Annotated in this window: 21 protein-coding genes; 9 read left to right on the forward strand and 12 right to left on the reverse strand. The window is 40.4% G+C overall.

Going from position 1 to position 26,947, the window contains the following annotated elements:
- Nucleotides 1-86: 86 nt before the first annotated feature.
- Nucleotides 87-2,405, forward strand: a complete 2,319-nt coding sequence (locus G563_RS0106900) for an FdhF/YdeP family oxidoreductase (RefSeq protein WP_028664672.1) — start codon at nt 87-89, stop codon at nt 2,403-2,405.
- A gap of 245 nt (nt 2,406-2,650) precedes the next feature.
- On the forward strand, nt 2,651-6,394 hold the full coding sequence (locus G563_RS0106905) for a putative Ig domain-containing protein (RefSeq protein WP_028664673.1): 3,744 nt from the start codon (nt 2,651-2,653) through the stop codon (nt 6,392-6,394).
- A gap of 169 nt (nt 6,395-6,563) precedes the next feature.
- Here the strand turns inward: G563_RS0106905 and G563_RS0106910 are convergent, their stop codons facing one another.
- From G563_RS0106910 to G563_RS0106930, 5 genes are all read right to left on the reverse strand, one after another.
- Complete coding sequence (locus G563_RS0106910; protein WP_028664674.1) at nt 6,564-7,469, reverse strand: sugar phosphate isomerase/epimerase family protein; 906 nt, start codon at nt 7,467-7,469, stop codon at nt 6,564-6,566.
- 83 nt (nt 7,470-7,552) lie between these two features.
- Nucleotides 7,553-8,836: a Gfo/Idh/MocA family protein gene (locus tag G563_RS0106915; protein ID WP_028664675.1), complete on the reverse strand. Its 1,284-nt coding sequence runs from the start codon at nt 8,834-8,836 to the stop codon at nt 7,553-7,555.
- A 323-nt stretch (nt 8,837-9,159) separates the two neighbouring features.
- Nucleotides 9,160-9,999: a helix-turn-helix domain-containing protein gene (locus G563_RS0106920; RefSeq protein ID WP_028664676.1), complete on the reverse strand. Its 840-nt coding sequence runs from the start codon at nt 9,997-9,999 to the stop codon at nt 9,160-9,162.
- A gap of 17 nt (nt 10,000-10,016) precedes the next feature.
- Nucleotides 10,017-10,562 carry a cupin domain-containing protein gene (locus tag G563_RS0106925; protein WP_028664677.1) on the reverse strand — a complete coding sequence of 182 codons (546 nt, stop codon included), beginning with the start codon at nt 10,560-10,562 and terminating at the stop codon, nt 10,017-10,019.
- Nucleotides 10,563-10,698: 136 nt separating this feature from the next.
- Nucleotides 10,699-12,126, reverse strand: a complete 1,428-nt coding sequence (locus G563_RS0106930) for an alanine/glycine:cation symporter family protein (protein ID WP_028664678.1) — start codon at nt 12,124-12,126, stop codon at nt 10,699-10,701.
- A 73-nt stretch (nt 12,127-12,199) separates the two neighbouring features.
- Here G563_RS0106930 and G563_RS0106935 point away from each other — a divergent pair, with 73 nt between their 5' ends.
- On the forward strand, nt 12,200-14,635 hold the full coding sequence (locus G563_RS0106935; RefSeq protein WP_229598451.1) for a PDZ domain-containing protein: 2,436 nt from the start codon (nt 12,200-12,202) through the stop codon (nt 14,633-14,635).
- 49 nt (nt 14,636-14,684) lie between these two features.
- Nucleotides 14,685-16,628: a tetratricopeptide repeat-containing sensor histidine kinase gene (locus G563_RS0106940; RefSeq protein ID WP_169579730.1), complete on the forward strand. Its 1,944-nt coding sequence runs from the start codon at nt 14,685-14,687 to the stop codon at nt 16,626-16,628.
- Nucleotides 16,629-16,662: 34 nt separating this feature from the next.
- On the opposite strand, the gene G563_RS0106945 is transcribed toward G563_RS0106940, so the two are convergent.
- The 5 genes from G563_RS0106945 to G563_RS0106965 form a co-directional block, all read right to left on the reverse strand.
- The gene (locus G563_RS0106945) at nt 16,663-18,363 is read right to left on the reverse strand and encodes a T3SS effector HopA1 family protein (RefSeq protein WP_028664681.1); all 1,701 of its coding nucleotides are present in this window, start codon (nt 18,361-18,363) and stop codon (nt 16,663-16,665) included.
- Nucleotides 18,360-19,418: a phosphotransferase family protein gene (locus G563_RS0106950; RefSeq protein ID WP_028664682.1), complete on the reverse strand. Its 1,059-nt coding sequence runs from the start codon at nt 19,416-19,418 to the stop codon at nt 18,360-18,362. The genes G563_RS0106945 and G563_RS0106950 overlap by 4 nt, the downstream gene beginning before the upstream one ends.
- Nucleotides 19,418-19,834 (reverse strand): hypothetical protein, encoded by a 417-nt coding sequence (locus G563_RS0106955; protein ID WP_028664683.1) that lies wholly within the window; start codon nt 19,832-19,834, stop codon nt 19,418-19,420. The genes G563_RS0106950 and G563_RS0106955 overlap by 1 nt, the downstream gene beginning before the upstream one ends.
- Before the next feature lie 191 nt (nt 19,835-20,025).
- Nucleotides 20,026-20,823 (reverse strand): queuosine precursor transporter, encoded by a 798-nt coding sequence (locus G563_RS0106960; RefSeq protein WP_028664684.1) that lies wholly within the window; start codon nt 20,821-20,823, stop codon nt 20,026-20,028.
- Between the two features lie 16 nt (nt 20,824-20,839).
- Nucleotides 20,840-22,837 carry a thioredoxin domain-containing protein gene (locus G563_RS0106965; protein WP_028664685.1) on the reverse strand — a complete coding sequence of 666 codons (1,998 nt, stop codon included), beginning with the start codon at nt 22,835-22,837 and terminating at the stop codon, nt 20,840-20,842.
- 207 nt (nt 22,838-23,044) lie between these two features.
- Here G563_RS0106965 and G563_RS0106970 point away from each other — a divergent pair, with 207 nt between their 5' ends.
- From G563_RS0106970 to G563_RS0106980, 3 genes are read left to right on the forward strand one after another with little or no spacing between them, the layout of a single operon-like run.
- On the forward strand, nt 23,045-23,470 hold the full coding sequence (locus G563_RS0106970) for a DoxX family protein (protein WP_037326077.1): 426 nt from the start codon (nt 23,045-23,047) through the stop codon (nt 23,468-23,470).
- A 4-nt stretch (nt 23,471-23,474) separates the two neighbouring features.
- Nucleotides 23,475-23,957, forward strand: coding sequence for a glutathione peroxidase (locus tag G563_RS0106975; protein ID WP_028664687.1), 483 nt, complete (start codon nt 23,475-23,477; stop codon nt 23,955-23,957).
- 1 nt (nt 23,958) lies between these two features.
- Complete coding sequence (locus G563_RS0106980) at nt 23,959-24,399, forward strand: MarR family winged helix-turn-helix transcriptional regulator (RefSeq protein ID WP_028664688.1); 441 nt, start codon at nt 23,959-23,961, stop codon at nt 24,397-24,399.
- A gap of 28 nt (nt 24,400-24,427) precedes the next feature.
- On the opposite strand, the gene G563_RS0106985 is transcribed toward G563_RS0106980, so the two are convergent.
- Entirely contained in the window at nt 24,428-24,745 is a 318-nt protein-coding gene (locus G563_RS0106985; RefSeq protein ID WP_028664689.1) for a winged helix-turn-helix transcriptional regulator, read from the reverse strand.
- A gap of 253 nt (nt 24,746-24,998) precedes the next feature.
- On the opposite strand from G563_RS0106985, the gene G563_RS0106990 reads away from it, so the two are divergent.
- Both G563_RS0106990 and aac(6') read left to right on the forward strand, forming a co-directional pair.
- Nucleotides 24,999-25,919, forward strand: coding sequence for a DsbA family protein (locus G563_RS0106990; RefSeq protein WP_028664690.1), 921 nt, complete (start codon nt 24,999-25,001; stop codon nt 25,917-25,919).
- A 64-nt stretch (nt 25,920-25,983) separates the two neighbouring features.
- Complete coding sequence (gene aac(6'), locus G563_RS0106995; protein ID WP_028664691.1) at nt 25,984-26,433, forward strand: aminoglycoside 6'-N-acetyltransferase; 450 nt, start codon at nt 25,984-25,986, stop codon at nt 26,431-26,433.
- Here aac(6') and G563_RS0107000 read toward each other — a convergent pair.
- Complete coding sequence (locus tag G563_RS0107000; RefSeq protein WP_028664692.1) at nt 26,428-26,925, reverse strand: GNAT family N-acetyltransferase; 498 nt, start codon at nt 26,923-26,925, stop codon at nt 26,428-26,430. The genes aac(6') and G563_RS0107000 overlap by 6 nt on opposite strands.
- Nucleotides 26,926-26,947 lie beyond the last annotated feature (22 nt).

A 26,947-nucleotide genomic window follows, 5' to 3' on the forward strand; every position in this document is an offset into this window, starting at 1 on the left:
AGTTGTTTGTCATTACATTGACCAAAAATAACGCTTTTAGCACTTTTTAACCCTAATTTGCCCTGTCGGGCTTAATATATTTTCAGATGAAAAAAATAGAAACAACCCATACAGAGCTTACTCCCGAGGAGTTTACGGGGCTTAGTACCGAAGCCCCTAAAGAGGTAGCGGTAGGATTGCCCGCAGTGGTTAGTTCTTTTAAGCATGTATTGGGTGAGATGAATATTGGTCGTGGGATGAAAGCATTGCTCAACCTCAACCAAAAAGATGGCTTTGATTGTCCGAGTTGTGCTTGGCCCGACCCCGATGATGAGCGGTCTGCTATTGCCGAATATTGTGAAAATGGTGCAAAAGCCGTAGCCGAAGAAGCTACCACAAAACGCCTGACTGAAGACTTTTTTGCCCAACATTCTATTGATGAGCTAGGTACATGGAGTGACTATGAGCTAAGTCAGCGGGGGAGGATTGCGCAGCCTATGTACAAACCTAAGGGCGCAAGCCACTATGAACCTATAAGTTGGGAAGGAGTATTCAAGAAAATAGCTACCCATTTAAATCAATTGCCTTCTCCTGATGAAGCTATTTTTTATACATCTGGACGAACCAGTAATGAGGCGGCTTTTTTGTATCAACTTTTTGTAAGGGAATTTGGGACAAATAATCTTCCAGATTGCTCCAATATGTGCCACGAGTCGAGTGGGGTAGCCCTCAAAGATACGGTGGGTATTGGCAAAGGTTCGGTCAAATTGGAAGATTTTTATAAAAGTGATTTGATTATCATTGCCGGCCAAAATCCGGGTACGAATCACCCTCGGATGCTCTCGGCGCTGGAGAAAGCTAAAAAGAGTGGGGCCAAAATAATATCGGTCAATCCGCTTCGCGAAACGGGCCTTGTTGCATTTAGTAATCCTCAAACGGCTGCGGGCTTGCTAGGAAAAAAAACACCCCTCTCTGATTTGTTTTTGCAAGTGAGACTCAATGGCGACGTGCCGCTTTTCAAAGCGATTTTAAAACTTCTTCGTGAAGCCGAATTAGAAGGCCGCGAAGTATTTGATTGGGCGTTTATCCGCGAGAAAACGGCTGGAATCGAAGACCTCTTAGAAGATTTGAAAAATTATGATTTGGGGCAGTTGGTACAAGATGCAGGACTGAGTTTGGCCGAAATTAAGGAGGCGGTGGAAATGATTATTGCTTCCCAAAATATCATCATCTGCTGGGCAATGGGCCTGACACAGCACAAAAACGCGGTTGATAATATTCAAGAAGTGGTAAATTTACTCTTACTAAAAGGCTCTATTGGGAAGCCTGGTGCGGGCACTTGCCCCGTACGCGGGCATAGCAATGTGCAAGGCGACCGTACGATGGGAATTTGGGAAATGCCACCCAAAGAATTTTTAGATAGTCTTCAAAAAAGATTCGGTTTTGAGCCTCCTACCAAGCATGGATACAATGTGGTCGATGCCATCAAAGCCATGCACGAAGGTAAAGCTAAGGTGTTTTTTGCGATGGGTGGGAATTTTTTGTCGGCTACCCCTGATACGGTTTATACCGCACAAGCCCTAAGAAATTGCTCACTGACAGCCCACGTATCAACTAAGCTCAACCGTAGCCACTTAGTAACTGGCGAAGAAGCACTCATTTTGCCCTGCTTGGGTCGTACTGACCGCGATATTCAAAATGGTGAGGTGCAATTTGTAACTGTCGAAAACTCAATGGGTGTAGTGCATCAGTCTAAAGGGAATCTAAGTCCTATTTCTGAGCGTATGCTGAGCGAGCCAGACATCGTGCGTCGATTGGCAAAAGCTACGCTTGGGGCTAAGTCTAGAGTGGAGTGGGATAGGCTTTTATCACATTATGATCACATTAGAGAGGCGATAGAGCAAACCATTCCCGGATTTGAAAATTATAACGAACGAGTAAGAGTGCCAGGAGGATTTTACTTACCCAATGGTGCCAGGGAGGGAGACTTTAAAACTACTACAGGCAAGGCCAATTTTACTGTGAATCGGTATACCCCTTTTGTTCTTTCTTCAGATGAATATTTGATGATGACCATCAGAAGTCATGACCAGTATAATACTACCATATATGGTCTGAATGACCGCTATCGCGGTATTCAAAATGAGCGACGTGTGGTAATGATGAATGAAAAAGACATGGAGAAAGCAGACCTAAAAGCAGGTGATGTGGTGGATTTGTACAATTATAGTGGGCGGCACAAACGCGTGGCCCACAAGTTTATCATTGTGCCTTATTCTATTCCAGAGAAATGCCTTGCTACCTATTTCCCGGAGACCAATGCTTTGGTACCCATAGATAGCTATGCCGATAAAAGTATGACCCCAACCTCCAAAACGGTCGTGGTTCAAATTAAAAAAGCCCCTAAATTCAAAAAGATATTCTAAAATAATAACGTTAATGAACCTTTTCAAAAACTATGCCATCGGGTTTAAAACCTATTGAAAATAGTGAAAATCTTTTTTTAAGGTTTTCCTAAAAGGTTAAATTGGTTTTGTAATTAACATATATTCAGGGTGTTAAGCCGTTTAATAACTTTTTGAGAGTTATTAAACGGCTTTTTTCGTGTCTCTTGCATGGTTTTTGACAATGAATAGGCAAAAGCCCCTTTATTCAAAAAACATATTCTAAAATGGTTCAACGTTTAGTACTCTCTTGGGTGCTTGCGTGGGTTATGTCTATCGTAGCCTTCGCAAACTCGCACCCCTTTCACACCCCTGTAAGTAATCCTTCATTAACAGACGAAAATCAACGTTATTTATGTATCGCTCTCCTCAATACCACCGAAGGTGCGGAGTTTGGATTAGACGTAATTCGGGAAGGTGCAAAAAAAGGTTGTAATGCAGTCATGGTGACTGTTAGGTGGGATGTAGTATATTATACTCCCAGTAGTTCGGCCAATTGGGCTCAATACGACAATCAGATTAGATTAGCCAAAGAGCTAGGACTCAAGGTATTCCTTCGGATTCACTTGGCGCGTTGTTGTAATCGAAACGAAGGATATTGGGAAGAGTCAGAATCGGCACGTGACGAGCGTGGAAACACCCTCAAAGAAATCTTCAGTATGTCGCACGAGCCATCGCTTCAAAAAGCCCTTGGGTTTGTGAGAGAAGTATGTCAGCGATATAATTCTGATCAGCAAAACGGCCATATCCTTTGCCTTGCGGCTACTACTACTACTACCCAAGAGTCTGGTTATCACTACGAAAACTCCGCAAATGGGGGAAATTATACGGCTATGTATGATTATAGCCCAAGCATGATTACTGGCTATCGGGAGTGGTTGCTACAACGCTACGGAAGTCTTAGCAAAATTAATAGTGAATGGAAATCTGACTACAACAATGTAAATGATATTCAGCCTGTTAATTCATCATACCCTCACTCAGAAAATAAAAGATGGTCAGATTGGTACGTATTTAGGCATAATGCACTCAAAAAGTTTTTGGATGGAGTGAGCAGTTCTGCTAAAGGTGTGAATGGTTCTTATAAGGTTATTAATGACTTTGGGTCAGTGCACGATGGTTTGAGCTTCCGGAGAGCTACTTTTGCTTTCAAAGATTTGGCCCGTAATACGGATGGTACCAAAATCAATGATTCTCAATATTTCTCCCATTATTTTAGTGCGGATGTACTGCGTAGTAATATGGGGACAGGCAAATGGATTATGAATGAAGCTTTCCGCGAGCCGGGTCTTTCTCAATATGGTATGCAACTCATGCTTAGTGAGCATTTTGAGCGCGGTTGTAAATTGGTCAATATCGTTGCTAATAATACAGATGATATCAATTGGTATTCACCAGGTATTACATGGGTACTCAACAATTGGCTTAACAAACCCATGACCCCCATTGTACCAGTCCAATCTATGATTGTGAAGTTGTCGGAATTGGTTCGGACAGGTGGGTATCCCCAAGCGGGATATTCGAGTCGATGGGATGAAAAAAAGAAAGATGGTCCCGTAGAAGTACGCTTAGTAGAAGATTTATTGGGCGAGCCTGAGGTCAATCAGCCTCCCGTTGTAAACTCTCCTTTGCCCAACTATACCTTCACGGCAGGGTTTGATGCTTCTTATACGATTCCTGATAATGCTTTTAAAGACCCCGACGGTAGTATTGAGTTTTATCAAGTAAATGGTTTGCCCAATGGCTTATATTTTGAAAATAATACTATAAAGGGAAGTTCATCTGAAAGAGGAATCTATCAAATTACGGTCAAAGCTACAGACTTGTATGATGCTTCTGTAACTACAACGTTTACATTGACTATTACGGATCCTATTGTTTCTAAAGTGAATCTTTATAAAGCTGGCAATTTCCAGACCCGTGTTTTGCTCAAAGAACTCAAAAACGGTGATACACTCAATCTTAAAGAACACACATATCCACTTAATTTTTTTGCTGATGCAGGTTCGAATATGGAAGCCGTGGTAATGAAACTAGCAGGCCCTGTGAGTCGTAATCAAACAGAAACAGATAAACCTTTTGGACTTTATGGCGACAACGACGGAATTAATCTCAAAGTAGGTAGCTATGAGCTTACAGTAGAGGCGTATAGCTCCCAAAATATATCGTCTTTAACGGCATTGGGAAAAACTTCCCTTAAGTTTGTGGTGATTGATAAAGAATTAAATATAGCGCCTAGGATTGTGAATCCTGTGGCTGAACCACAAGCGGCTATTGGCCGTGCTTTTGACTGGAATTTTCCAAGCAATGTTTTCCAAGATGTTGATGGAAGTATTGTTAAATTAGTTTTTACGAATCTTCCTGCTGGATTGAAAGCTGTAGATTGGAAGATTAGTGGTACACCTACGCAAATAGGGACTTTCAGAGTCACCGTGGAGGCGATCGACAATCTTGGGGCCTCAGCCAAAACTACCTTCAACATTAAAGTAGCGGCTTATAATCAGGCTCCTACAGTAGTGAGTACTATCCCCGATCAGTCGGTCTTGATTCAGCAACCTTACGAATATACCATACCTCTTACTTTGTTTAAGGATGAAGATGGATATATAGTAAGGATTATCGCGGTCAATACGCCTCCAGGGATTAGTTTTCAAAATGGAAAACTTAAAGGTGTACCTACCTCAAGCGGCATCTATCAAATTGGGATTCGGGCCATTGACAATGAAGGTGCTTGGGGAGAGTTTTCATTTCGACTTACTGTGAAGGGAGCTGAAAGCAACCAGCCGCCTATCGTGGTGAGCACTATCCCAGACCAAAAAACAGTGGTAGGTAGAACCTTTACTTATACCATACCCGCTGTTGCTTTCAAAGACCCCGATGGAGGAGCGATACGTTTTGAAGCCCAAAATCTACCTATTGGTTTAACATTGAAAGATGGCATCGTCAGTGGAGTTCCTTCTACTGCTGGCGAGTTTAAGACTACAATCAGAGCCATTGACAACTTAGGTGCTAGTGTTCAGACTTCTTTTACGATAGGGGTAACTTTGACCAATGGTAATATTCCTCCTACGATTGTGACGGCTTTGGCTGACCAAAATGCCGTGGTAGGACAAGAATTCCATTTCTTCATTCCACTTACTTCTTTTCGGGATCCTGATGGGGCACTATCATCTATTGTGGTTCGTAATTTGCCACAAGGGCTTGTATATCAGGGAGGAGAAATTACGGGAGTGCCTGAGTTGACGGGTAACTATACTGTTCTTGTCAAGGTTTTTGATAATCAGGGAGCTTCTGTGGATGCCTATGTAGTTATCAAAATCACTAATCCCGTAGGAAGTGTAGCATTCAATTTTGGTTTGTACAAAGCGGGCGGCTCTATGTCGCGGCGTCTGATACGTACGATTCAAGATAATGACAAAATCTCTATGAGCGAATTGCCTTCTTTTATCAATATTTTTGCCGAAGGCAATACCGTTATAGACCGGATTGTCTTTGAAATGAAAGGCCCCATTAATGTTAATTTTACTGATGCTACTTCGCCTTTTGCTGTATTTGACGACAACGGAGGCTTTGGCACAGCACTAGGAGTGTACAATTTGAAAGTGAGAGCTATTAAAAACAACCAAACAATTGGCGAAAAAGCGATTACTTTCGAAATCACGAAAGGGTCAGGCGGTGGTGGTAGCGATTTTACTAATGCCGAAAGTGAGCTTTGGGCACCTTACCCCAATCCATTCACTGAATCTATTACATTGAATATCCCTTCTGAATACGAGCCTTCGGATACTCATTTTTCATTGATAAGTCTTATCGGCGAAAGGCGACCGGTACCAGATGTGCTTTGGTTGGGTCAAAAAGCCGTGCTGAATGTATCTTCTTTGCGCTTGCCTCAAGGGATATACTTCTTACAAGTAAATAACAACAACTTTAATTTTGTACATAAAACCCTCAAATTGGTAAAAGTACAATGATTCTAAAAATCCTATTTATTGAATAACAAGGGGACAGTAGTACAAAAAAACTCGCATCAAACGACGCGAGTTTTTTTAATTTACTTCACTTATAGTAATAATGCAAAACAGGCTTCCCAAGTTTTATGCAGAAAGCTTGGAAGGGCTTGCTTCAAAACTTGTTTACATTTTACATTGCTTTGAAAATGCCGTCCATTTTTTGACTAATGACTTCGAGGCGTTTTCGGTCGCCGCCAGGTACTTCTGCCGATGCCCATCCCGAATAACCGATTTTGGCAAGGGCTTTGTTGACCACGGGCCAGTTGCAGTCGCCTTCCATGAGTTCTACATTAAACCCTTTCCATAAGCCTTCGTCTTGTTGTTTTTTACGGCTATATTCTTTGATGTCTATTTTCATGATACGCTTACCGAGGGTTTCAATCCAATGCTCCGGCCAGCCATATCGTAGCACATTGCCCACGTCAAAATACCATCCTACCAAAGGGTGGTTGATTTCGTCTACATAGCGAGCCGCTTCTACGGGGCTGATGAGGAAATTGTTCCAGACATTTTCGAGGGCGATTTTAATGCCTGTTTTTTCAGCTACTGGTATCAATTTACGGATTTCGGCTTGGGAGCGTTCATAAGCTTCTTGATAGCTAGTAGATTCGTTCACAACGCCTGGTACCAAAAGGACAGTAGTGCCACCGTATAGTTTACAGTCATGGAGTGCTTTTTCCATGGCTTTTGAGCAAGCTTCTCTCACTTTAGGATCGGCGCTTGATAAAGGTGATTTCCAGTGCATCGAGTTGACTACTCCCGGAAGTTCGAGGCCCGTTTTATCACGAGCGGCTAGTATTTCTTTGATGTCGTATTCGTTGGGGCAATCAAACTCTACTCCATCAAAGCCAAGGTCTCTCAAAAGCATGAATTTGTCAAGTATCGAAAGGTTTTCGTTGACCATTCCAAATTTCAGGCTTTTTTTAATCAGTGGCTGAGCCACGGGCGCTTCGGTGATTTTGGCCGTAGCATCTACGCCAATCACCGCCGCTGAAGTGGCTAGTACGGTATTCTTTATAAATGTTCGTCTTTGCATGGGAAAGAAAAATCAAAATGCCCGTTAGCAATGATTGTTTTTTGAAACAAGGCAGTGCTTAACGGGCAAGAAGGAATTTAATATTAATAAAAAGGAGTAAAGCCAGGCCGTGCCACTTCTACTTTAGGAGCGACCATATCAAAACTTACGGAATCAGGGCCAAGTTTTTCGTTAGATTTCATGGCCTCTTCCCAAGTAATTTTCTTTCCAGTATAGGCTGCCATCCGACCCATGATTGCAATCATCGTACTGTTGGCCATCCATTCGCCGTTGTTGATAGGCTTGCTGTTGCGGATAGAAGCAAACAGTTCGTTGTGCTCTGTTTGATACATATCGTTTTGAGGACCTGAATATTCCCACGGATTTTGTCCTTCAATTTTGTGAGTAGGGCGTGAGCAGTTGGCCATCGCTCTTCCTTTGGTTCCGAAAGTTTCTACCAAGTAGCTACGCTCGCAGTTTTCTTGTTGGCGAGAGAAATGGAATCCTTTGGCTCCGTTAGGATAATCGTAGGTAATAGCAAAGTGGTCAAAAATATGACCAAACAAAGGGTCAACACGTACTTGACGTCCACCAGTACCTACAGCACTTACAGGAAGCACATCTCCCATTGCCCACGACATCATATCGAGGCTGTGCACGGCTTGCTCTACGATATGGTCACCTGCGAGCCATGTATAGTACATCCAGTTGCGGAGTTGAAACTCCATATCGGTCCAGCCTTCTTGGCGCGCAAAAGACCAAGCTCCACCAGTGTTGTAAGTATTGTAAATACTCATTACTTCGCCAATCGCACCTTCGTTGATTTTTCCAAACACCGCACGTTTGGGCTCATGAAAACGCCAGCAGAAGCCCGAGACAAGCGAAAGATTTTTTTGTTTGGCGAGTTGAGCTAGCTCGATTACTTTTCTTACGCCAGGAGCGTCTACTGCTACGGGTTTTTCACAAAATACGTGTTTGCCTGCTTTGATAGCGGCTTCGAGGTGTTGGGGGCGGAAAAATGGAGGAGTAGCCAATAGCACTACATCCACGCCCGAGTCAATCACTTTTTGGTAGGCATCAAAGCCTAAAAATTTGTGGCCATCGTCCACTTTTACTTTGTCTCCGTGTACCTTTTTGAGACCTTCGAGACAAGTATCAAATCTTTCAGGGAAAATATCACCAAGTGCGTGTAATACAACGTTTGGGTCAGCCTTGAGTGCTTGCATTGCCGCTCCAGAGCCTCTGCCTCCACAACCTACCAAACCCACTTTGAGGGTTTCGCTGTTGGTACCTGCAAAAGCCTTGTTAGGAACAATAATAGAAGGAAGTGCAGTGCCTGCTAAAGCAGCACCGGCTAATTTTAACACATCGCGACGTGAGGTGTGCATATTGGTTGTAGTTTAAAGGATTTAGAATGGAGTAAATATAGGAAAAAACCAATAATTTTACCCAGAAAAAATCCGACGCCATTATTTGGTATTTTTCTACTTTCACCCAAATATCCTATTATTTTTTAATATATATTCAATATATAACCATTTTTTTTAAAAAGTTTTCGATATGTGGCCTTTTTCATGAATTAATCAAGGATTTACAATATTCTATAATTTATCTATATTATTAGTGGATTTTTTTCTCTTCTTATAGCATAATTATTGTTTGTCTAAGAGTGAGCTTCCAATAACTCACAAAACGAAAATAATGCTCCTCATTAAGTTTCAATCTTCCCAAAGGCCCGCTCGGGTGCTTTACTTTCGTATTGGAGAAAAGTATTAGGAGTAAGGTTGGTAAATTCTTTGAAGTCTCTGACCAAGTGTTGATAATCATAGTACCCAAGCTCCATCGCAATCGATAGCCAATCTTTTGTGGGATTGGCGTTTTTGAGTCTCATGGTGTTTTCGAAACGGGCCACGCGTGCGTACAACTTTGGGCTTATGCCTTCGCGTTCGAGAAACTGTCGGTAAAATTGCCTGGGTGACAAGCAAGCTTGGTCGGCTAGCCAATCTAAGGAAACAACGGAAGGTTTTTGAAGAATAAAATGACTTACTTTGTCGATAGGGCGTTTCGACTTTTTTTCATTTTTGATTAGATACATTAAAAAGTTTTCCACAATCGCAATCATCTCCGTATAATGGCTCGTATAACTGAGGCGTTCGTTGACGAGACGAATTTCTTTGGTAAAAACTTCTTCGGCATCTATGAATTTATTGGTAAGTTCATGGGAAGGGATACCCGTAATCCTAAACAATGCACCTGGTTGGAATTGTACTTGTATGACCATAAAATCCCGCCCTACGTGTCGATTGGTAGCGATTAAGTGCTGACCATATAGTCTTGAGCGGCTACTTTCTATCAATTTTCCATCAAATCCGTATTCAACCTTCTCCGGGTCTTTTGGAAAAAACGACAGACAATTTTCGGCGCGAGGCCAGTAGGGTTTGACGGGAAGGTGCGTTAGGGATTTTGGAAACTCGCATCCTACAACCTGCAACAGCCTTACGTGGTCTCGTAAGGCTGGGCTGGGGAGTCGGTAATCATAAATGGCTACCATCGCGTCAACACTAAAGGTTATTTTAAAGACAGACCTGGCCCTAAAATCGTCATGCCGTGAGCCTCATGAATTTGCTCGGCTTGCTGCAAGGTGGGAGGAGCTTTGAATTCGTTCATTTTTAAAAAAAATGCTTCCATTTTTCCGGCAGGTTGTACATAATAAAGAATTTTGCTTTTGTCTGAAAGTTGTATCCAAGTATGAGGGATTTTGCGAGGGGCAAAAACGGTGTCTCCTGCCTTGACGTTAAATTTTTCGTTTCCTACTTGAAACAAAAACTCCCCTTCAATGATTGAAAAAATCTCATCTTGGTCGTGGTGTACGTGTAGAGAAGGTCCTAGTTTCTCGTTGCCAATATACTCAAAAACAGCCAGTTGTCCATTGGTATCTTTGCCAGAAATTTTGATGTCGTTGGGGTTGATTCCTTTGTAGGGTGTATGTGTCCCAAAACGAGCTTCACCCGATTTTACCACAAATGGCTTGGGAGGATTGACCATAGTTGGGAGGGCAAAAGGGGGGGTATTAAGGGCAAAAGGGGCGATTGTTAAGAATTTTCTGCGTAACATGGGTCATTTATTTAGGATGTTTTGTAAGACAAATTTCCTATCCTTGGCGCAGATTTTGGTGGGAAAAAATGGACATTTTTTCCGAAATTATGTATTTGTGAGCTACTTATATTTCAAGTAGCTCACGTGTATTATTTTAGTCATTGTCCCACTGGTCGGTATTTTTAATCCCTAGTTTTTTGGCATTAAAAACAGGGTCGATACCTGCTTTGCGTTGTTGTTCGTAGTCCTTAAAAGCTTTGAGGGCAGGCTTGCGGAGTAAAATTATAGCAATGATATTGAGCCAAGCCATCATTCCTACCCCTATATCGCCCAAGGTCCAAGCCAAAGCGGCAGTTTTGATAGAGCCATAGAAAGTCGCGACCATAATCAGCACTCTTAGGGCTTGCACCATCCATTTTTTGTCTCCTTTGGGAAGAAGGTAGCTTAGGTTGGTTTCGGCAATGTAGTAATAGGCCATAATGGTCGTAAACGCAAAAAACAAAAGTGAAACAGCCACAAATCCACCGCCTATTGCTGGAAAGTGTGTATTGACGGCGGCTTGGGTAAACTCCGACCCAATCGCCATACCAGGGACGTTTTCGATGATAAAGCCACCCGAAGGATTGACAACATTGTACTTGCTTGTAAACAATATCATAAACGCCGTAGCGGTACACACAAAAAGTGTATCTACATAGACCGAAAATGCTTGTACAAGGCCCTGTTTGGCAGGGTGGCTGATTTCGGCGGCTGCCGCAGCGTGAGGTGCGGTACCTTGACCGGCTTCGTTGGAGTAAATTCCTCTCTTGACACCCCAAGAAATGGCCATCCCAAACACACCCGCAAAAACAGGCTCCAAATCAAAAGCCGACCGTATGATAAGATTGACTACTGCCGGAACTTTGGTGATATTGAGGGCTATGACGATGAGGGCCATCAATATGTATCCACCTGCCATAAATGGCACCACAATCTCGGCCACTTGCCCAATACGCTTAACACCGCCAAAAATGATTAAACCCAATAGAATCGTAACAATCGCTCCCGTGATTTCGACGGGAATGTCAAAAGCTGCTTTGGCACTAAGAGCGATACTATTACTCTGCACACCGGGCAAAAACAAGGCAGTACTCAAAATCGTCGCAATCGCAAACAAAGTGGCGTACCACTTAATCCCTAAACCTTTTTCGATATAAAACGCTGGCCCGCCTCGGTATTGACCATCTTTGACTTGTTTGTAGATTTGACCTAAAGTGGCTTCGATAAAAGCCGATGATGCCCCCAAAAATGCAATTGCCCACATCCAAAACACGGCACCCGGTCCGCCCATTGCAATAGCCGTGGCTACGCCGGCGATGTTGCCCGTACCGATACGTCCCGAGATAGCGATTGCAAAGGCTTGAAAGGAAGAAACGCCTTTGTCGGATGCTTTGCCGCCAATTAAGAGCTTAATCATATCGCGGATATACCGCACTTGTAGAAACTTAGTAACAAAAGAAAAATAAACACCCGCCCCTAGGCAAAGTAAGATTAGGGCATTACTCCAAATAATGTCGTTGATAGCAGTAACAATTTTTTCCATTGAGTTTTTTCAGTTAGGTAGTTAGGTTTGTGGCGAAATGGTTTTTATGGTTATAAATAATGTACTCAAAGAAATGAAAATAAAACGAAAGGGTGGTGAAGGTATTAGAAAAATCATGATTTATACTCAAAAAATGGTTGTATTGAGCAAAATTTTGGGTATTCAGCAGACATGTCTCCTTGTTTTTCTTGGTACAATATCGGTAGTGAATGCCCAGGTAAATTATTATGTATCTCCCAATGGCAACGATGCGCATAAAGGAACCCTACAAAAACCTTTTAAAAATATTTCGACTGCTATTGATGTAGCACAAAAAGCCCCAGCAAAATCGGTGAAAATTCACCTTTTAAAAGGAAAATATTATCTTCCAAAAACGATAGTAATCGACGCTTCTGCAACCACCACCAAGCAATTGGAAATAGGAGCATATCAAAACAATAAGGCCATAATCAGCGGAGGGCGTCGCTTACAGCTACAATGGAAACCTTACCAAAAGGGCATTTATCAAGCGTCGGTTCCAGAAGGTGTTTCATTTGAGCGGTTGTTTGTCAATGGACAATTACAACACTTAGCAAGGTATCCTAATTATGATGCAGAGTCGCGTGTTTTTAAAGGAACGGCCCCTGATGCTATCTCAAAAGAGCGAGTAGCTCAGTGGAAAAATCCTGTAGGAGGATATGTGCATGCGCTGCACGCGGGCGAATGGGGAGGGTTTCATTATGTGATTAGAGGAAAAGATGAAAAAGGAGAACTGACTCTCGAAGGAGGCTGGCAAAACAACCGCCCTGCTGCTATGCACAAACAATTTCGGTTTGTAGAAAATATTTTTGAAGAATTGGATCAACAAGGAGAATGGTTTTTGGATAAGGCAAAACACGTTCTTTACTTCTTGCCACCCTCTGGTGTAAACCTCGCTACTGCACTTGTGGAAGTATCTCATCTTAAAAATGCCATTGAATTGCGTGGTACAACTACCACACCTTTACGCAATGTAAGTTTTAAAAACCTGCATTTTGTTCATACAGAGCGTAGTTTTATGGAAACCAAAGAGCCGTTGGTGCGAAGTGATTGGACTTTTTACAGAGGAGGTGCTCTACTTTTTGACCAAACCGAAAACTGTAAAATAGAGGATTGTCAGTTTACTGATTTGGGTGGCAATGCTATTGTTTTTAGCAATTATAATCGAAACGATACCGTGAGTGGCTGTCATATTCATCGTATTGGGGCGAGTGCGGTGGCGTTTGTTGGAAATCCAAAAGCAGTACGTTCTCCTTCTTTTAGGTATGAGCTATCAATTCCGTACGAAAAGCTTGACCAAACACCCGGCCCGCAGACCCAAGATTTTCCGCAAGAATGTGCCGTCGTTGATAATTTGATACATGATGTAGGCCAAATCGAAAAACAAGCTACCGGGGTACAGATAGAAATGTCGGCGGCAATTACAGTAAGTCATAATAGCATCTACAATACCCCGCGTGCGAGTATCAATATCGGCGATGGCGCATGGGGCGGCCATATTTTGGAATACAACGACGTGTTCAATACCGTTTTAGAAACTGGCGACCACGGGGCTTTCAATTCTTGGGGACGCGACCGATTTTGGTACGCCAATCGAAAATATATGGATAGCCTCGTGGCGGTACATCCAGAATTGATACTGCTTGATGCTCAAAAAACAACGATTATACGAAACAACCGTTTTCGTTGCGACCACGGTTGGGATATTGACCTTGACGACGGTTCTTCCAATTACCACATCTATAATAACGTATGTCTCAATGGCGGTTTGAAACTGCGAGAAGGTTTTTATCGCACCGTTGAAAACAATATCATGGTCAATAACTCTTTTCATCCGCACGTGTGGTTTCAAAACAGCGGCGACGTATTTCGCCACAATATCGTGATGAAAAAATATTACCCGATTCAAATCAAGGATTGGGGAAAATCGGTCAATCACAATTTATTTCCTGACACAGCTTCCTTGAATCTTGCCCGTCAAAATGGCACCGACGCGCAAAGTCTAGCGGGAAGCCCAATGTTTGAGGATGCTTCGAAGGGAGATTATCGCGTAAAAGCAGGCTCACCTGCCTTTGAAATTGGATTCAAAAATTTTGAAATGACAGCCTTTGGCGTTCAAAAGCCTTCGTTAAAAAAACAAGCGGCCACGCCATTGATTCCTCCTTTGTTTGACACTCAACTTGGAATAGACAAAAACGCAAGTGTCTCATTTTTAGGGGGTATTCTCAAAAGTGTAGAAGGGCTCGGCGACCGCTCGGCCTATGGATTGCCCGACGAAACGGGTATCATCGTTATGTCGGTAGGAGCAAATAGCTTACTCACCAAGTCAGGTCTGCAAGACAAAGATGTGATACGAATGGCCGACGGTAAAAACGTCAAAACTCTTCGTGAGTTTTTGGAGATTTATCAAGAAATCAACTGGCACGGAAAAATGAATCTTGAAGTGATTCGAAATCAGCAGTTGGTCAAAGTGGTATTGTTGTTGAAGTGATATTTTGATATTTTCGTTGATGAAAATCGTTGTGATGATACCCTTTGGTATGACTCGTACCCTTACGCTAAGTATTAATCGATATTTATGGATAGTCTTTTTGGTTTTACCACTTTTAGGTAATGCCCAAAAATCAACTACTGATAGTCTTCAAAAAGTACTTATCTCACTGCCGCCTGCAGGTAGGTCGTTTGGGAGCGATACTACTAGGGTAGGGGTACTGTGTGAGATGGGTAAAGCTGTAACTCCAGATAAAAGGACTCAATTTTTTGAAAAAGCTAATGATTTAGCTAATAGACGCAATTGGTTTCAAGGGCAGATGAGAACCTATTACTATTTAGGAGAAAACTATGGACTATTAGTGAACTATTATAGAGGAGCGCAATGCCTTTTTAAAGCACTTACAATTGCTGAAAAATTAAAAGATGCTGAGATGGGTTGTAAAATATTGTATGTATTAGGAAATTATTATAATTTGATGAATGATCCTAAAGAAGGTTTGAAACTTCATTTAAGGGCATTTAGTCAGCTACCTCCAAAATCCCCCCAAAAAGCCAAATTATTGAATATTTTAGGGACAGACTATTATTCTTTAGGAAGACTTAAGGAAGCAGAATTTTATTTTAGAAAAGGATTAGTCATAAGTCGTCAAGCTAAATTATCTATCATAGAAAGTTATTGTGTTGCTAATTTGGCATTTTTGTCTCTTGATAAAAATAATTTTTCAGAAGCGTCCTATTATTTTAAAATATATGAGTCTATTTTAGATAAATTTAACATGTCTAAAATAGATTTACATATAGGTCTTACTAAATTATATGTCAAGGAAAAAAAATATGATAAGGCAAAAAAAGAGGCTTTGATGTTATATAAAATGGCTATTAAGTCTCAGAGTGATAGTGAGTTGTCTGCGGCACATGAGAATATGTATGAGTTTTATAATAATATAAGTGACTCTAAGAAGGCTTTGGAAAGCTATCAACAATGGAATAAATTTAAAGAAAAAGTAGATAAAGATATGAAAAATAGACTTTTAAGTGCTTTGAAGTTTGAATACGATAACGAAAATAATTTGATAAAGATTCACTCTCTTGATAGTCAACTTTCAGATAAACAGAATGAGTTAAAAATTCTATTAATAGCAATTTTGTCTTTTATATTAATTATCATAATATTGTTTTGGAATAATAAAATATTGAAAGGAAAAAATTTGCAAATTGAAATGCAAAAAAAAGAACTTTATAAACTGAAAGATGAATTAAATGTTTCGAACAAAAAACTTCTTGAGTTAAATGAATCACTTGAAATTAAGATAGAAAATAGAACTAGTGAGCTAAAATTTGCAAATGAAGAATTGATTCGAAAAAATAATGAAATTCAGATAGCATTTGTAACTGGAAAAAAGCAAGAGAGAGAAAGAGTAGCCTCAGAACTCCATGATAATCTGGGTAGTACAATATCGGGATTGTTGTGGCAATTACAAGGAATAACCCTTGATAATTTAACACAACATGAACAGGAAATACACGAAGCATTAGTGGAACGAGTAAGTAGTGCTTATGATGAAATCAGACATATTTCACATCATTTATCTCCCAAAGAGTTAGATAAAGGTTTTGAACAGGCACTTCAAAAGTTGATTGGTGATCTTAACCGAAATAATAAAACTATTTTTTTGTTAAAAGGGAATTTGCCCAAAAATCTTCTTTCGACTTCTAAAGAGAATGATATGTATAGTATATGCCTTGAAATTATTAATAACATAATTAAACATGCAAAAGCTTCTGAATGCACGATAGAACTCGAAGCGCAACAGGCATCTTTTAGAGTAAGTATAAAGGATAATGGTAGAGGGTTTGTTGTGGGAGATCAACAAAATATGGGCAAGGGATTAATCAATATTAAAAAACGGGTATTAATGCTAGAGGGAGACTTAAATATTATATCTTTACCTAGCCAAGGTACATTAATTACAGTTTCAATACCATTATAATTTAAAAAATATTATTGATATGATGGAGTTGATATTAAAACTTTACAGGCTTCACAAATTGAGGGCTATATACTCGTAAGAAAAAATATCCAAGACCTGCATACCCATGCTTGAGCGTCGGACAAAAAAAATCTGTACCTAGTCCGTTTTTTAAAGGCCTTTCTTTGTCGAGGAAATGAGTTTTGATATTTTGCCTAGCTAAATTTGCATTTTGATTGCTAACCCATCTATTGATAAGAGTTCCCTCCGATAAGGCCTTAAAAGTTTCTTTGTCTATTAGGTCTAAATCAATTTCGTCTAAGGTGTTTTCATTAGTCCAAAAATGAAAAATTCTGTTTTTGCGAAAATATCGACTCTTTAAGGGCTTTCGTTTATAGACGTTTGTCTTAACGTCAATATCATTTAAACCTCCTAAGGTTTTTTTGAATATAGGGTCTTTATACGCATCGTATAAAGTAAGTAGAAACAATTTTATCCCAGCTCTCCCATCAGCTAAAGAGTTGTCTAATAGGCGATAAGTAACTATATTTTTATCGTTTTGGTAATTTAGCCAGTTGCAATGCTTATCATCTATCCAAATTGCTTCTTTACAAAGAATGTGCCCTACTTCTATAGCCCCTTGAAGAAAAAAATTAATCTTTTTAGGTATTCGTATAGGAAGTTCAATAGGACTAAATACTAAATCATATGGGAAATTTGAATGAGGATTAAGGTAGAATGAATTCAAATTTTGATATTGTTGTCTTATGATTTCTAAACCTCTTATAATTCTCATTTTTTTTTCGACTACATTTTCCACAGCCAGCCTCGCAATAATTTCTGCAATTAATTTACTTCTGTTTTGCCCTACGCTTTCAGCGCTTGGGGTATCAGGTTCTTCTGCAAAACCTATTCCCTTATACAATTTATAGGTGAAAATAGGGACAGGTTCACGTAAATGACTGTGATATTTTAAATATACAGATTCTAAAAAATATTTTATATAGAAAAAACTTTTTTGGTCAGAGTACAATATGACAGAATCACTTCTGTTGAAGTCTTCCTTCTGAGATAAAATTTTTATGGTATAAGGGATATTTTTAGGGTCACAGTATAAATAAACATCTTCTATGAAATTTTTAATGATATTCCAATCGGGTTGAAAATTGAGATAAAATCGAATGATTTGCCTACCATCTGACTCCTGTAATTCTCGGCCATTAATAAATTCAAACCCACTTTTACCTTCTCTTACATTTTTAAAACTTTTTGTTGGAAAAAAAATGGAATGCACTGTTTCAATAGTATCATTGGGCGCCACTTTCCAGTCACCCTCAAATATCCATTTTCCAGAATTTACCGCAATTTTCTGACTACCTTTGGTTAGAATTGCTACCGAATCGCCAACAATTTCTTTGGATTTCGCCATCCAGTATTGGCTTTGCCACTGAGGGTTAGTAAAATATTCAATTTCATTGAAATTAATTCCCAAACTCCCTTTTTCTGTTTGAAGCGTAGGATAAACATAAAATTGTAATCTTATATAATCAGCGAGTAACTTAAAGTCTTCTAGTTGAAGAAAAGGGGATGCTGAAGTAAGTTTTCCTCTCAATACAGGGAGATTATGAGAAGAATCATAAACAGGACCTTCTAAAGAAATACTAGTCTCTTGAATATTCAGCGATACATTGTCGATTATAAAAGCAATCGCCTTTTCAAAATCATTTTGAAAATGAGGGAAAATCTCTTGACTCATAAAGATAATGTTAAAAAATCAGCTACTTGTTTAAACAAATCTGAGGTACATTCAGAAGGGTTAACCCACAAGTGTTGTAAAAGTATTGCACCAGCATATTTAAAAATAAGTTCTTTTTCGTAGATACTTATAGAATTATTAAAATAATGAGTTAGCAATTGTTCAATACACTCATCACATTCTTGTTGAATTAAAACAACCATTAAGGGTTTGAATTTCATAAGTATTAGGGAAGCTACAAAAGAAGCTATATCCCAAAGGGGGTCGCCCACCAAAGCCATTTCCCAGTCAATCAATGTAAGAATTGGGGCAGCTTCAGAAGATGATGTACTAATCAGTATATTAGAAGGTTTTAAATCTCCATGTAGCAGGGTCTGTGGGCGTTCAAGCCAACTTTTTCGCAACGCTCCCAAAGATTTGATTAAATCAGGGGATTCTTGTAAAAATGCTAAAAAATCCTTCTTGTTTTCGTCTCCATGATAAGAAGCTACATTAATTAAGTTATTATCAATATTGAGTGGAAAAGGAATAGACTTGTCAAATTTAGCTAATACTGAATCGTTATCTTTTTGTAAAAAATATTGATGCCATGCTCTCAGGTTTTTTGCCAAAATTTGAGAAAATTTGAAAGCTCGCGGTTTATTAGAGGCAGTTTGTAACAAAAAATTATAGAGAGACTTACTTTCATTGTCAAAAACAAACACTGTAACTAATAAAGAAGAGTCTATACATAAGCGTTTAGGTAATAAAAAAGCACCTTCAACGGGATTTGTAGTAAATGTATCAAAGAAAAAGCGTTCTGTATTAAAAGTAAAATAGAAACTTTCTTCCCAACTCGGGCATTGCTTGATGAAATATTGGCATATATTACCTGCCCCATCGGGGCAGGTAACTAGTAAAGTATTGTTGCGAGTTTTTCCCGAAAAATTCTCTTGAACTTCAAAATTGGAATTGTTGAGAGATGAGAATTTTATCAGGCTTATACCTGATTCTTTAGACTGATTTCGCAGATAGCCTAAAATATTATAACCAGTCAATAATACCCGATAGTTCATTAAGGTAGAGCGGTATATCGAGGAGCGTTGTGACCCGCACGTTGTGATACGGTACTTTTGATTGTGTCGCTGACAAAACCGGGAATGCTACCTAAGTCAGCAAAAGTACTTGCTTTTAGAGCATTACTCCCTTTGTTGAAGTAATAAAAAAGAGCTTCAGCTTTGAAAAGACATTGCACAAGTTTTGTGGGGTCATTGTTGATTCCTTGACCTAAGTAGAAAAAAACTTCACCTTTTTCATCCTTAAAATGAATGGCTTTGTTTGTGTGGGCTTCACCCTCTTTTTGGGAAAAATAAAGGGTTATAAAATTATGCTGATCGCCTAATGCTTCTCTCAATTGATTCTGTATTTCTACTTCTGTACGTCTAGCATAACCATTGACAATAACAACAGGTTGAACTGATATTTCTGGCATATATCTTTAGAAAGTTTGGTTTAAGGTGTATTTTAGAAAGCAGTACAATCTTAGTAAATTACTGATGTGTTTTCAACCAAATCGTAAAGAATTGATTGGAAAAGTTATCTAGTGGTTTATCCGACTTAATTACTTTATCTTATGTGTTGGATAGATTGATGATGAATTGCCCCATCATCTAAAGCTTTTTTCTACACCGCCGTAAAACTCGCTGCCGCCGCTTCGTTGGCCATTTGGTGGGCGTTTTCTTTGCCTAAATATTGATCAATGAGGTAATGGGCTACGTACAAAATGGGCGTCATCAAGAGCGCTACGATACCTTTGTAGATATAGTTGATGCTACCCACTTGGGCTACTTGGGTCATGGACCAGTTGCCAAATACATAAAACGCAATGAAAATCACCACGAAACTATCAATCAGTTGTGAAAATAAAGTAGAACCTGTCGCCCTGAGCCAAATATGCTTACTTCCCGTGCGGCGACGCAACCACGAAAAAATGGTGACATCTAGTATTTGCCCAATCAAAAAAGCAATGATTGAACCTATCATGATACCCAATCCTTGCCGAAAAATGGCGTTGAAAGCACCGTCTATGTTCATGGCATTGCCGAGGCTGTCTTTGCCGTTGACTTCTAGCCAAAATTGCGCGGGTGGGAGAGAAGTAGTCGCATAAATCGCCATGTACATGTACGCAATAAAAATCGCGGTGAGGTAGGAGATACGGCGTACTCCTTTTTTGCCAAAATACTCATTGATAATGTCGGAAGTAATAAATACCACGGGCCAATTGACCACTCCCGCCGACATGTTGAAATCAAGTTTTGTCCCAAAAAGAGGGAGTTGAGCTGGTGAAGTTCCGAGCAAGGCTTCTACCGAAAATATTTTTACACCGATGATTTCTGCGATGAGGGCATTGGTCAGAAAAAGACCACATAAAAACAAGAAAAGAAATTGTTTTTTTTGCTCAAAAGTACTGTTGGTGGACATACAAAGGTGGGGTAAATTAAGGATGATTCAACTGTTTCCAAGCGGCTTCAATATCATGAACAGGTAATTGGCACGTTTTGTTAAAACACACATACAAGGTTGTTAAATTATTTTGGGCTGTGCGTTGTTGGAGTAGTGGCAAATCGGACGTCGTAGTGGTGCCCACTATGATTTTATTGGGAAAATAGCGCGACTCAAAGGCCTGTCGATATTGCTCGGCTTCGGGACCTACAATGGCGATTTCGGCAGTAGGTTGAGACCTTAGAGCGTACAGGGCAGCCCAGTTGGTAGCCCATTGAACATCAGTGAGTAGGGCACGTTTCATTTTGGAAAGCATCCAATCCGCCAGTTTTACGTAGTCACCATAGTCAAATAGTGTTCCTAAGAGATACAAGTTGTGAGCCATCATAGAATTGGAAGCAGGGATGACATTGTCAAAAATTTCTTTTTTGCGGGCTATCAAATCAGTGGCAGTGGCGTCGGTAAAATAGAAAAGTGCTTCGTCGGCATCATAAAAATTCTCGACGGTGTAGGCTGTAAGTTGTAGGGCTTCGTCGAGCCATGACTCCTCAAAAGTAGCTTCATATAAACCAATGTATCCGTCGATGACAGCCGCATAATCTTCCAAAAAACCCACAATCGTGGCCTTGCCGTTTTTATAACTATGCCAAAGCTGGTGATTGTCATGGGTCATTTTATTTTTCAGAAAATGGGCATTGTTGAGCGCCAATTCTTTAAATGATTCTTCGCCAAATACCCGATACGCATCAGTCAAGCCTTTCAAAATCAGTCCATTCCATGAAGCTAGGGTTTTGTCGTCCAATCCCGGACGGATACGTCGTTGTCGGGCTTCAAAGAGTTTGTTTAAGGCTTTTTGATACTCACTCTGCTCAACTTTTTGTAATTCGAGAGGAGACGTAAGGTGCAAATGATTGTAGCCATGTTCCCAGTTTCCAGCCGCTCTCGTGTGGTAAAGTTTTGAAAACCAACCAAAATCTTCTCCTAAAATGGACTCTAATTCGGCCTGAGTCCAGATATAAAACTTCCCTTCGATACTTTCGCTATCGGCGTCAAGTGCGGAATAAAAACCTCCGTCGGGACTTAACATTTCGCGCTCAAGCCACGCGATAGTTTCATAGACTCTATTTTTGTATAGTTCGTTTTTGGTGAGGGCATACGCTTCGGCATAAATACTCAGCAGTTGACCGTTGTCATAGAGCATTTTCTCAAAATGTGGAATAAACCATTCATCATCAACCGAATACCGCGCCCAGCCACCTCCTACGTGGTCGTAGATACCTCCAAGCGCGATACGATTGAGACTCAATTCAACTTGGCGCAATGCCTCGGGATGTTGGGTAAGAGCATGATAACGGAGCAAAAATTTGTATATAGAAGGCATCGGAAACTTGGGTGCTCGGTCCATTCCACCTTTTTCGGTATCGAAATGTTGTTTCATTTTTTCAAACATCTCGTGCAAATCATCGACCGAAAAGACCCCCTCACTTCCTTCTAAATTGTATTTGTCTGACTCTTTGATGAGCATATTTTCGGTAAAACCTTGAGCCGATTTTATCAATTCATCATGGTGATTGTCAAAGGCATTTTTAACACTTTTGAGTAGTTGAACCCAGTTTTGAGGTGGTAAGTACGTAACCCCATAAAAAGGCTTGGCGTCGGGCATCAAAAATACATTGAGAGGCCACCCGCCGCGCCCTCCCATAGCGTGGAGGGCATCCATATAGATGGCATCTACATCGGGGCGCTCTTCGCGGTCCACCTTGATACATACAAAATACGCATTCATCACTGCCGCAACTTCTTCTTTTTCAAAGCTTTCGCGCTCCATCACATGGCACCAATGGCAGGCCGAATACCCGATGCTTACCAAAATAGGCTTGTTTTCGGCACGGGCTTTGGTGAGTGCATCCTCTCCCCAAGGATACCAATCAACGGGATTGTGGGCGTGCTGGAGCAAATACGGGGAGGTTTCGTGAAGGAGGCGATTCGACATGTTGTATGGGTGAGAAAACTGAATGAGTTGTTTTTTGTGAAAATAACTAAATTCTAAAACTAGAAAGTTCATCGCTCCTTTTTCTTTCGGGGGATGATATGCCATTTAAGGTGAGGTAATATTCAAAAAATAAGAAGTAGGTTGGAGCATAGCTGAAAAGTTTATACTTTTACATCGCAAACGATTTAATCGTAAAAGATTTTTAATATGATAAATGCAAAAACTTCCGTTACGCAAAACATTTTAAGAGGGCTTCTGGGGGCACTGATGATGCTTGCAGGCATTGGGCACTTAACCTTTCAAAGGGGTGAGTTTCAGGCACAAGTGCCTCATTGGGTGCCTTTAAGCAAAGACTTAGTAGTGATTTTGTCGGGTGTGGTCGAAATTGCTTTGGGCGCGGCTATGCTTTTTTTGACCAAACAAAAAGTAAAAGTAGGGTTGGCTCTTGCGGCTTTTTATGTGCTTATTTTTCCGGGCAATATCGCCCAATACCTCAACGGTATCAGCGCTTTTGGGCTAGACACTGACCAAAAAAGATTAATCCGTTTGTTTTTTCAACCCGTATTGATTGTATGGGCTCTGTGGTCAACGGGGGCTTTAAAATTTCTTTTATCCATCAATAAAAATAAATAACAGCATGACAACCAATCAATTTTATGATTTCACCGCCAATGATATCAAAGGCAAAAGTGTCTCTATGGAGAGCTTCAAAGGGAAAGTAGTGGTAGTAGTAAATACCGCTAGCAAATGTGGTTTGACACCTCAGTTTGAAGGGTTAGAAAATTTGTACCAAAAATACAAAGACCAAGGGCTGATCATACTAGGGTTTCCTTGTAATCAATTTGGTGGACAAGAACCCGGTACAGCCAACGAAATCGAAGAGTTTTGTCAGTTAAATTATGGCGTAAGTTTCCCGATGTTTGCCAAAGTTGACGTGAATGGCAAGGAGGCACACCCCATTTTTAAATATCTGAAATCGGAGCTTGGTGGTTTTCTGATTGATGATATCAAATGGAATTTTACTAAATTTGTAATAGACCGAAACGGCAAACCCGTGGAGCGTTTTCGCCCAACGGCTGAGCCCGAAGAACTCGAATCTACTATCCAAAAACTCTTGTAATATGAACGATGATGAGCGTTTGTATTTGGACAATCAAATCTGTTTTCCGCTGTATGTAGTTTCTCGTCTTACGATACGCGTTTATACTCCTCTGCTCGAAGAGCTAGGTATTACTTATCCCCAATATTTGGTTTTGTTGGCATTATGGCAAAAAGACGAACAATTGGTAGGGGAGTTGAGTAAGGTTTTGTATTTGGATTATAACACACTGACACCGCTCCTGAAAAGGCTCGAAGAAAAGCAATTTATCAACAGAAGTCGCTCTAAATCAGATGAAAGAAGTGTGTATATCTCGCTTACAGATACTGGTAAAGCACTAAAAAATCAGGCAGCTTGTATTCCTGACAAAATCATAGAATCGCTCGATAAAGGAGATATGAACATGGACGAAATTGTGGCGTTTCAACAAACGCTTTTGAAAATAATGAAGACTATTGGTTGAAAAATTCTTTTGTGATAAAGAATTCATTTTAGGCAAATACCAACTGCTCCAATTGTCGAAAAATGGGAATCAATGATTTCCCTTTTTCTGACAAATGATACTCTATATGAAGGGGTTTGAGTTTTACTACTACTTTTTCTAATAGACCCTGTTCTTCCATTTCTTTCAGAGCCACCGCGATTGACTGTTTGTTGGAGCCTTCTAGCTGACGCAATAGCGCATTGAATCGTACGGGGCCTTCGAGGGCAAAACGAAATATCTGAGGTTTCCACTTGCCAGTGAGCATTTTCAAAAGCCCTTCGGCGGGACAACTGTTATCGGTATGAGTCTGTGTAGGAGTAGTCATCTTTTTCTGACTAATTGATTGGTATGTTTCTAGTTTTCAACTTTGCACCCAAGTTACTAATCTTACCAAGTTTGCCTATCACATATTTTTGAAACTTGGTAAGTTTTATAAGATAAACATGAGTGAAACTTCCCAAGTTTACCAAACTTTGGAAGTTTAGAATGCTACTTAAAGAGTAAACAATGATTTGAGTAAATAAATTTTAAAAGGTGGATATTCTGATGAATATGACCTAGCTAACACTAAAACAACCATGGAAACAAATCTTAATCCTTTGCTGTGTGATACTGAAGAAGGTATTTGCGAATTGCCTACTAATCAGACCGAAATAAAAGTAGAAAAAGACACAGTACTCTCAAAAAATGTCAAAGTACTTTATTTCACTGACCCTATCTGTTCGTCATGTTGGGGGATTGAACCACAGTTGCGAAAGCTCAAGTTGGAGTATGGGCAAGACGTTGAAATAGAATACCACATGGGGGGGCTATTGCCTGATTGGAGTTACAATAGTGGAGGTATCAGCAAGCCTTCGGATGTTGCGCCACATTGGGACGAAGTGAGCGTGCATTATCAAATGCCTATCGACGGAGATGTATGGCTCGAAGACCCTCTACATTCTTCTTATCCTCCTTCAATCGCCTTCAAAGCAGCTCAAAAACAGGACAATCATAAAGCAATTTTGTTTTTGAGAAATCTGCGGGAAATGCTGTTTTTGCAAAAGAAAAATATCACTCGTTGGGAATACGTAGCGCAGGCCGCTCAAAAAGCGAGTCTTGACCTCGGTCAGTTGAAGGATGATTATGAAAACAAAGCAAAAGATTGGTTTCAGGCCGATTTGGATTTGGCTAGGAAGCTGGGTGTGAGGGGGTTCCCAACTTTTATGATTTTAGACCAAGCCGCTAATCATCAGGTGGTGTATGGGGTGAAGCCTTATTCTGTTTTTGAAAAAGGGATTTTAAATGCTTATCCTCAGGCCCAAAAGAAATCTTATGCCAAAGATTGGGAAAGTTTGTTTGGCTACTACCCCACGCTTACTACTAAGGAGTTTGCGGTATTGGGTGAAATTGCGGTTCCAGAAGCCCAACAGCTTTTGGATAGTTTGGTAGAAGCAAACAAGCTCACCAAACTTATGACCAAAAACGGCGCACTTTGGACACTTAAAACCCTAGGGTAAGGTATTGCATTTCGGGCAGTGTTGGGTATATTTATCGATATAAATGTTTGCAAAAACCACAACTATGACGTCAGTAATAGTAGAGACCCTTTCGGGAAATAATACCCAAGATTTGGCTCAACTTTTCCTAGAACTCTGGCCCGAGTGTGACTTTGAGGAAGAATTGGAGAGCTGTCAAGAAATAGCGCACTCAGATACTGAGACGGCTTTTTTGCTTAAATCAGGTGAAATCTACATTGCTTTTATTCATGTCTCTCTGCGAACAGATTACGTAGAGGGTGCTGCTCAGTCGCCCACAGCTTATGTGGAAGGAATATTTGTGAAAGAAGGTTTTAGGCAGATGGGCTTGAGCAAAAAACTCTTACAACTCGCCGAAAAGTGGGCCCTTCAGAAAGGCTGCGTCCAACTAGCTTCCGATGCCGAAATCAGCAATACCGCAAGTATTGATTTTCATAAAAAAGTAGGATTTGAAGAAGTAAACCGAATCGTATGTTTTATTAAAGAACTCTCATAGAGGCTTTTCCATGATAAAATCTTGCATCAAAAAACCGTCTCCGATGTCAATATCCTCGCTTCCGACGATTTGAAAACCTACTTTTTCATAAAATCCCACCGCCTTGTTGTGGCGGTTTACGTTGAGTAAAAGAGAAAGGTCGTTGTGTTGGGTAGCTCTAGCCCCAATTTGGGCAATCAGAGCCGCACCTACGCCTTTGCCTTGGCTGGCGGGTAATAAATAAATTTTGTGAATTTTTGTTTTATGAAGACCTTGATAATGAAGCTCATAGGATGCATAGCCTAGAAAACCGCTTTCATCTTTGGCCAACAAAAAAACGTGCCCTTTTTCGGTAATTTGTTGCTTGAGCGAATCTATGCTATACATCCATTCAAGCATGTATGAAATCTGCTGGGGTGAGAGGATTTCGCCAAAGGTAGAAGGCCACGTTTCGTGGGCAATGCGGTTGATTTCGGGTAAATGTTCTTCTGACGCAACAATAATTTCTAACATAGAGATAAATAAGGGCGGTTTA

It is taken from the genome of Runella zeae DSM 19591 (assembly GCF_000423565.1).
In the GTDB taxonomy this organism is placed as follows: domain Bacteria; phylum Bacteroidota; class Bacteroidia; order Cytophagales; family Spirosomataceae; genus Runella; species Runella zeae.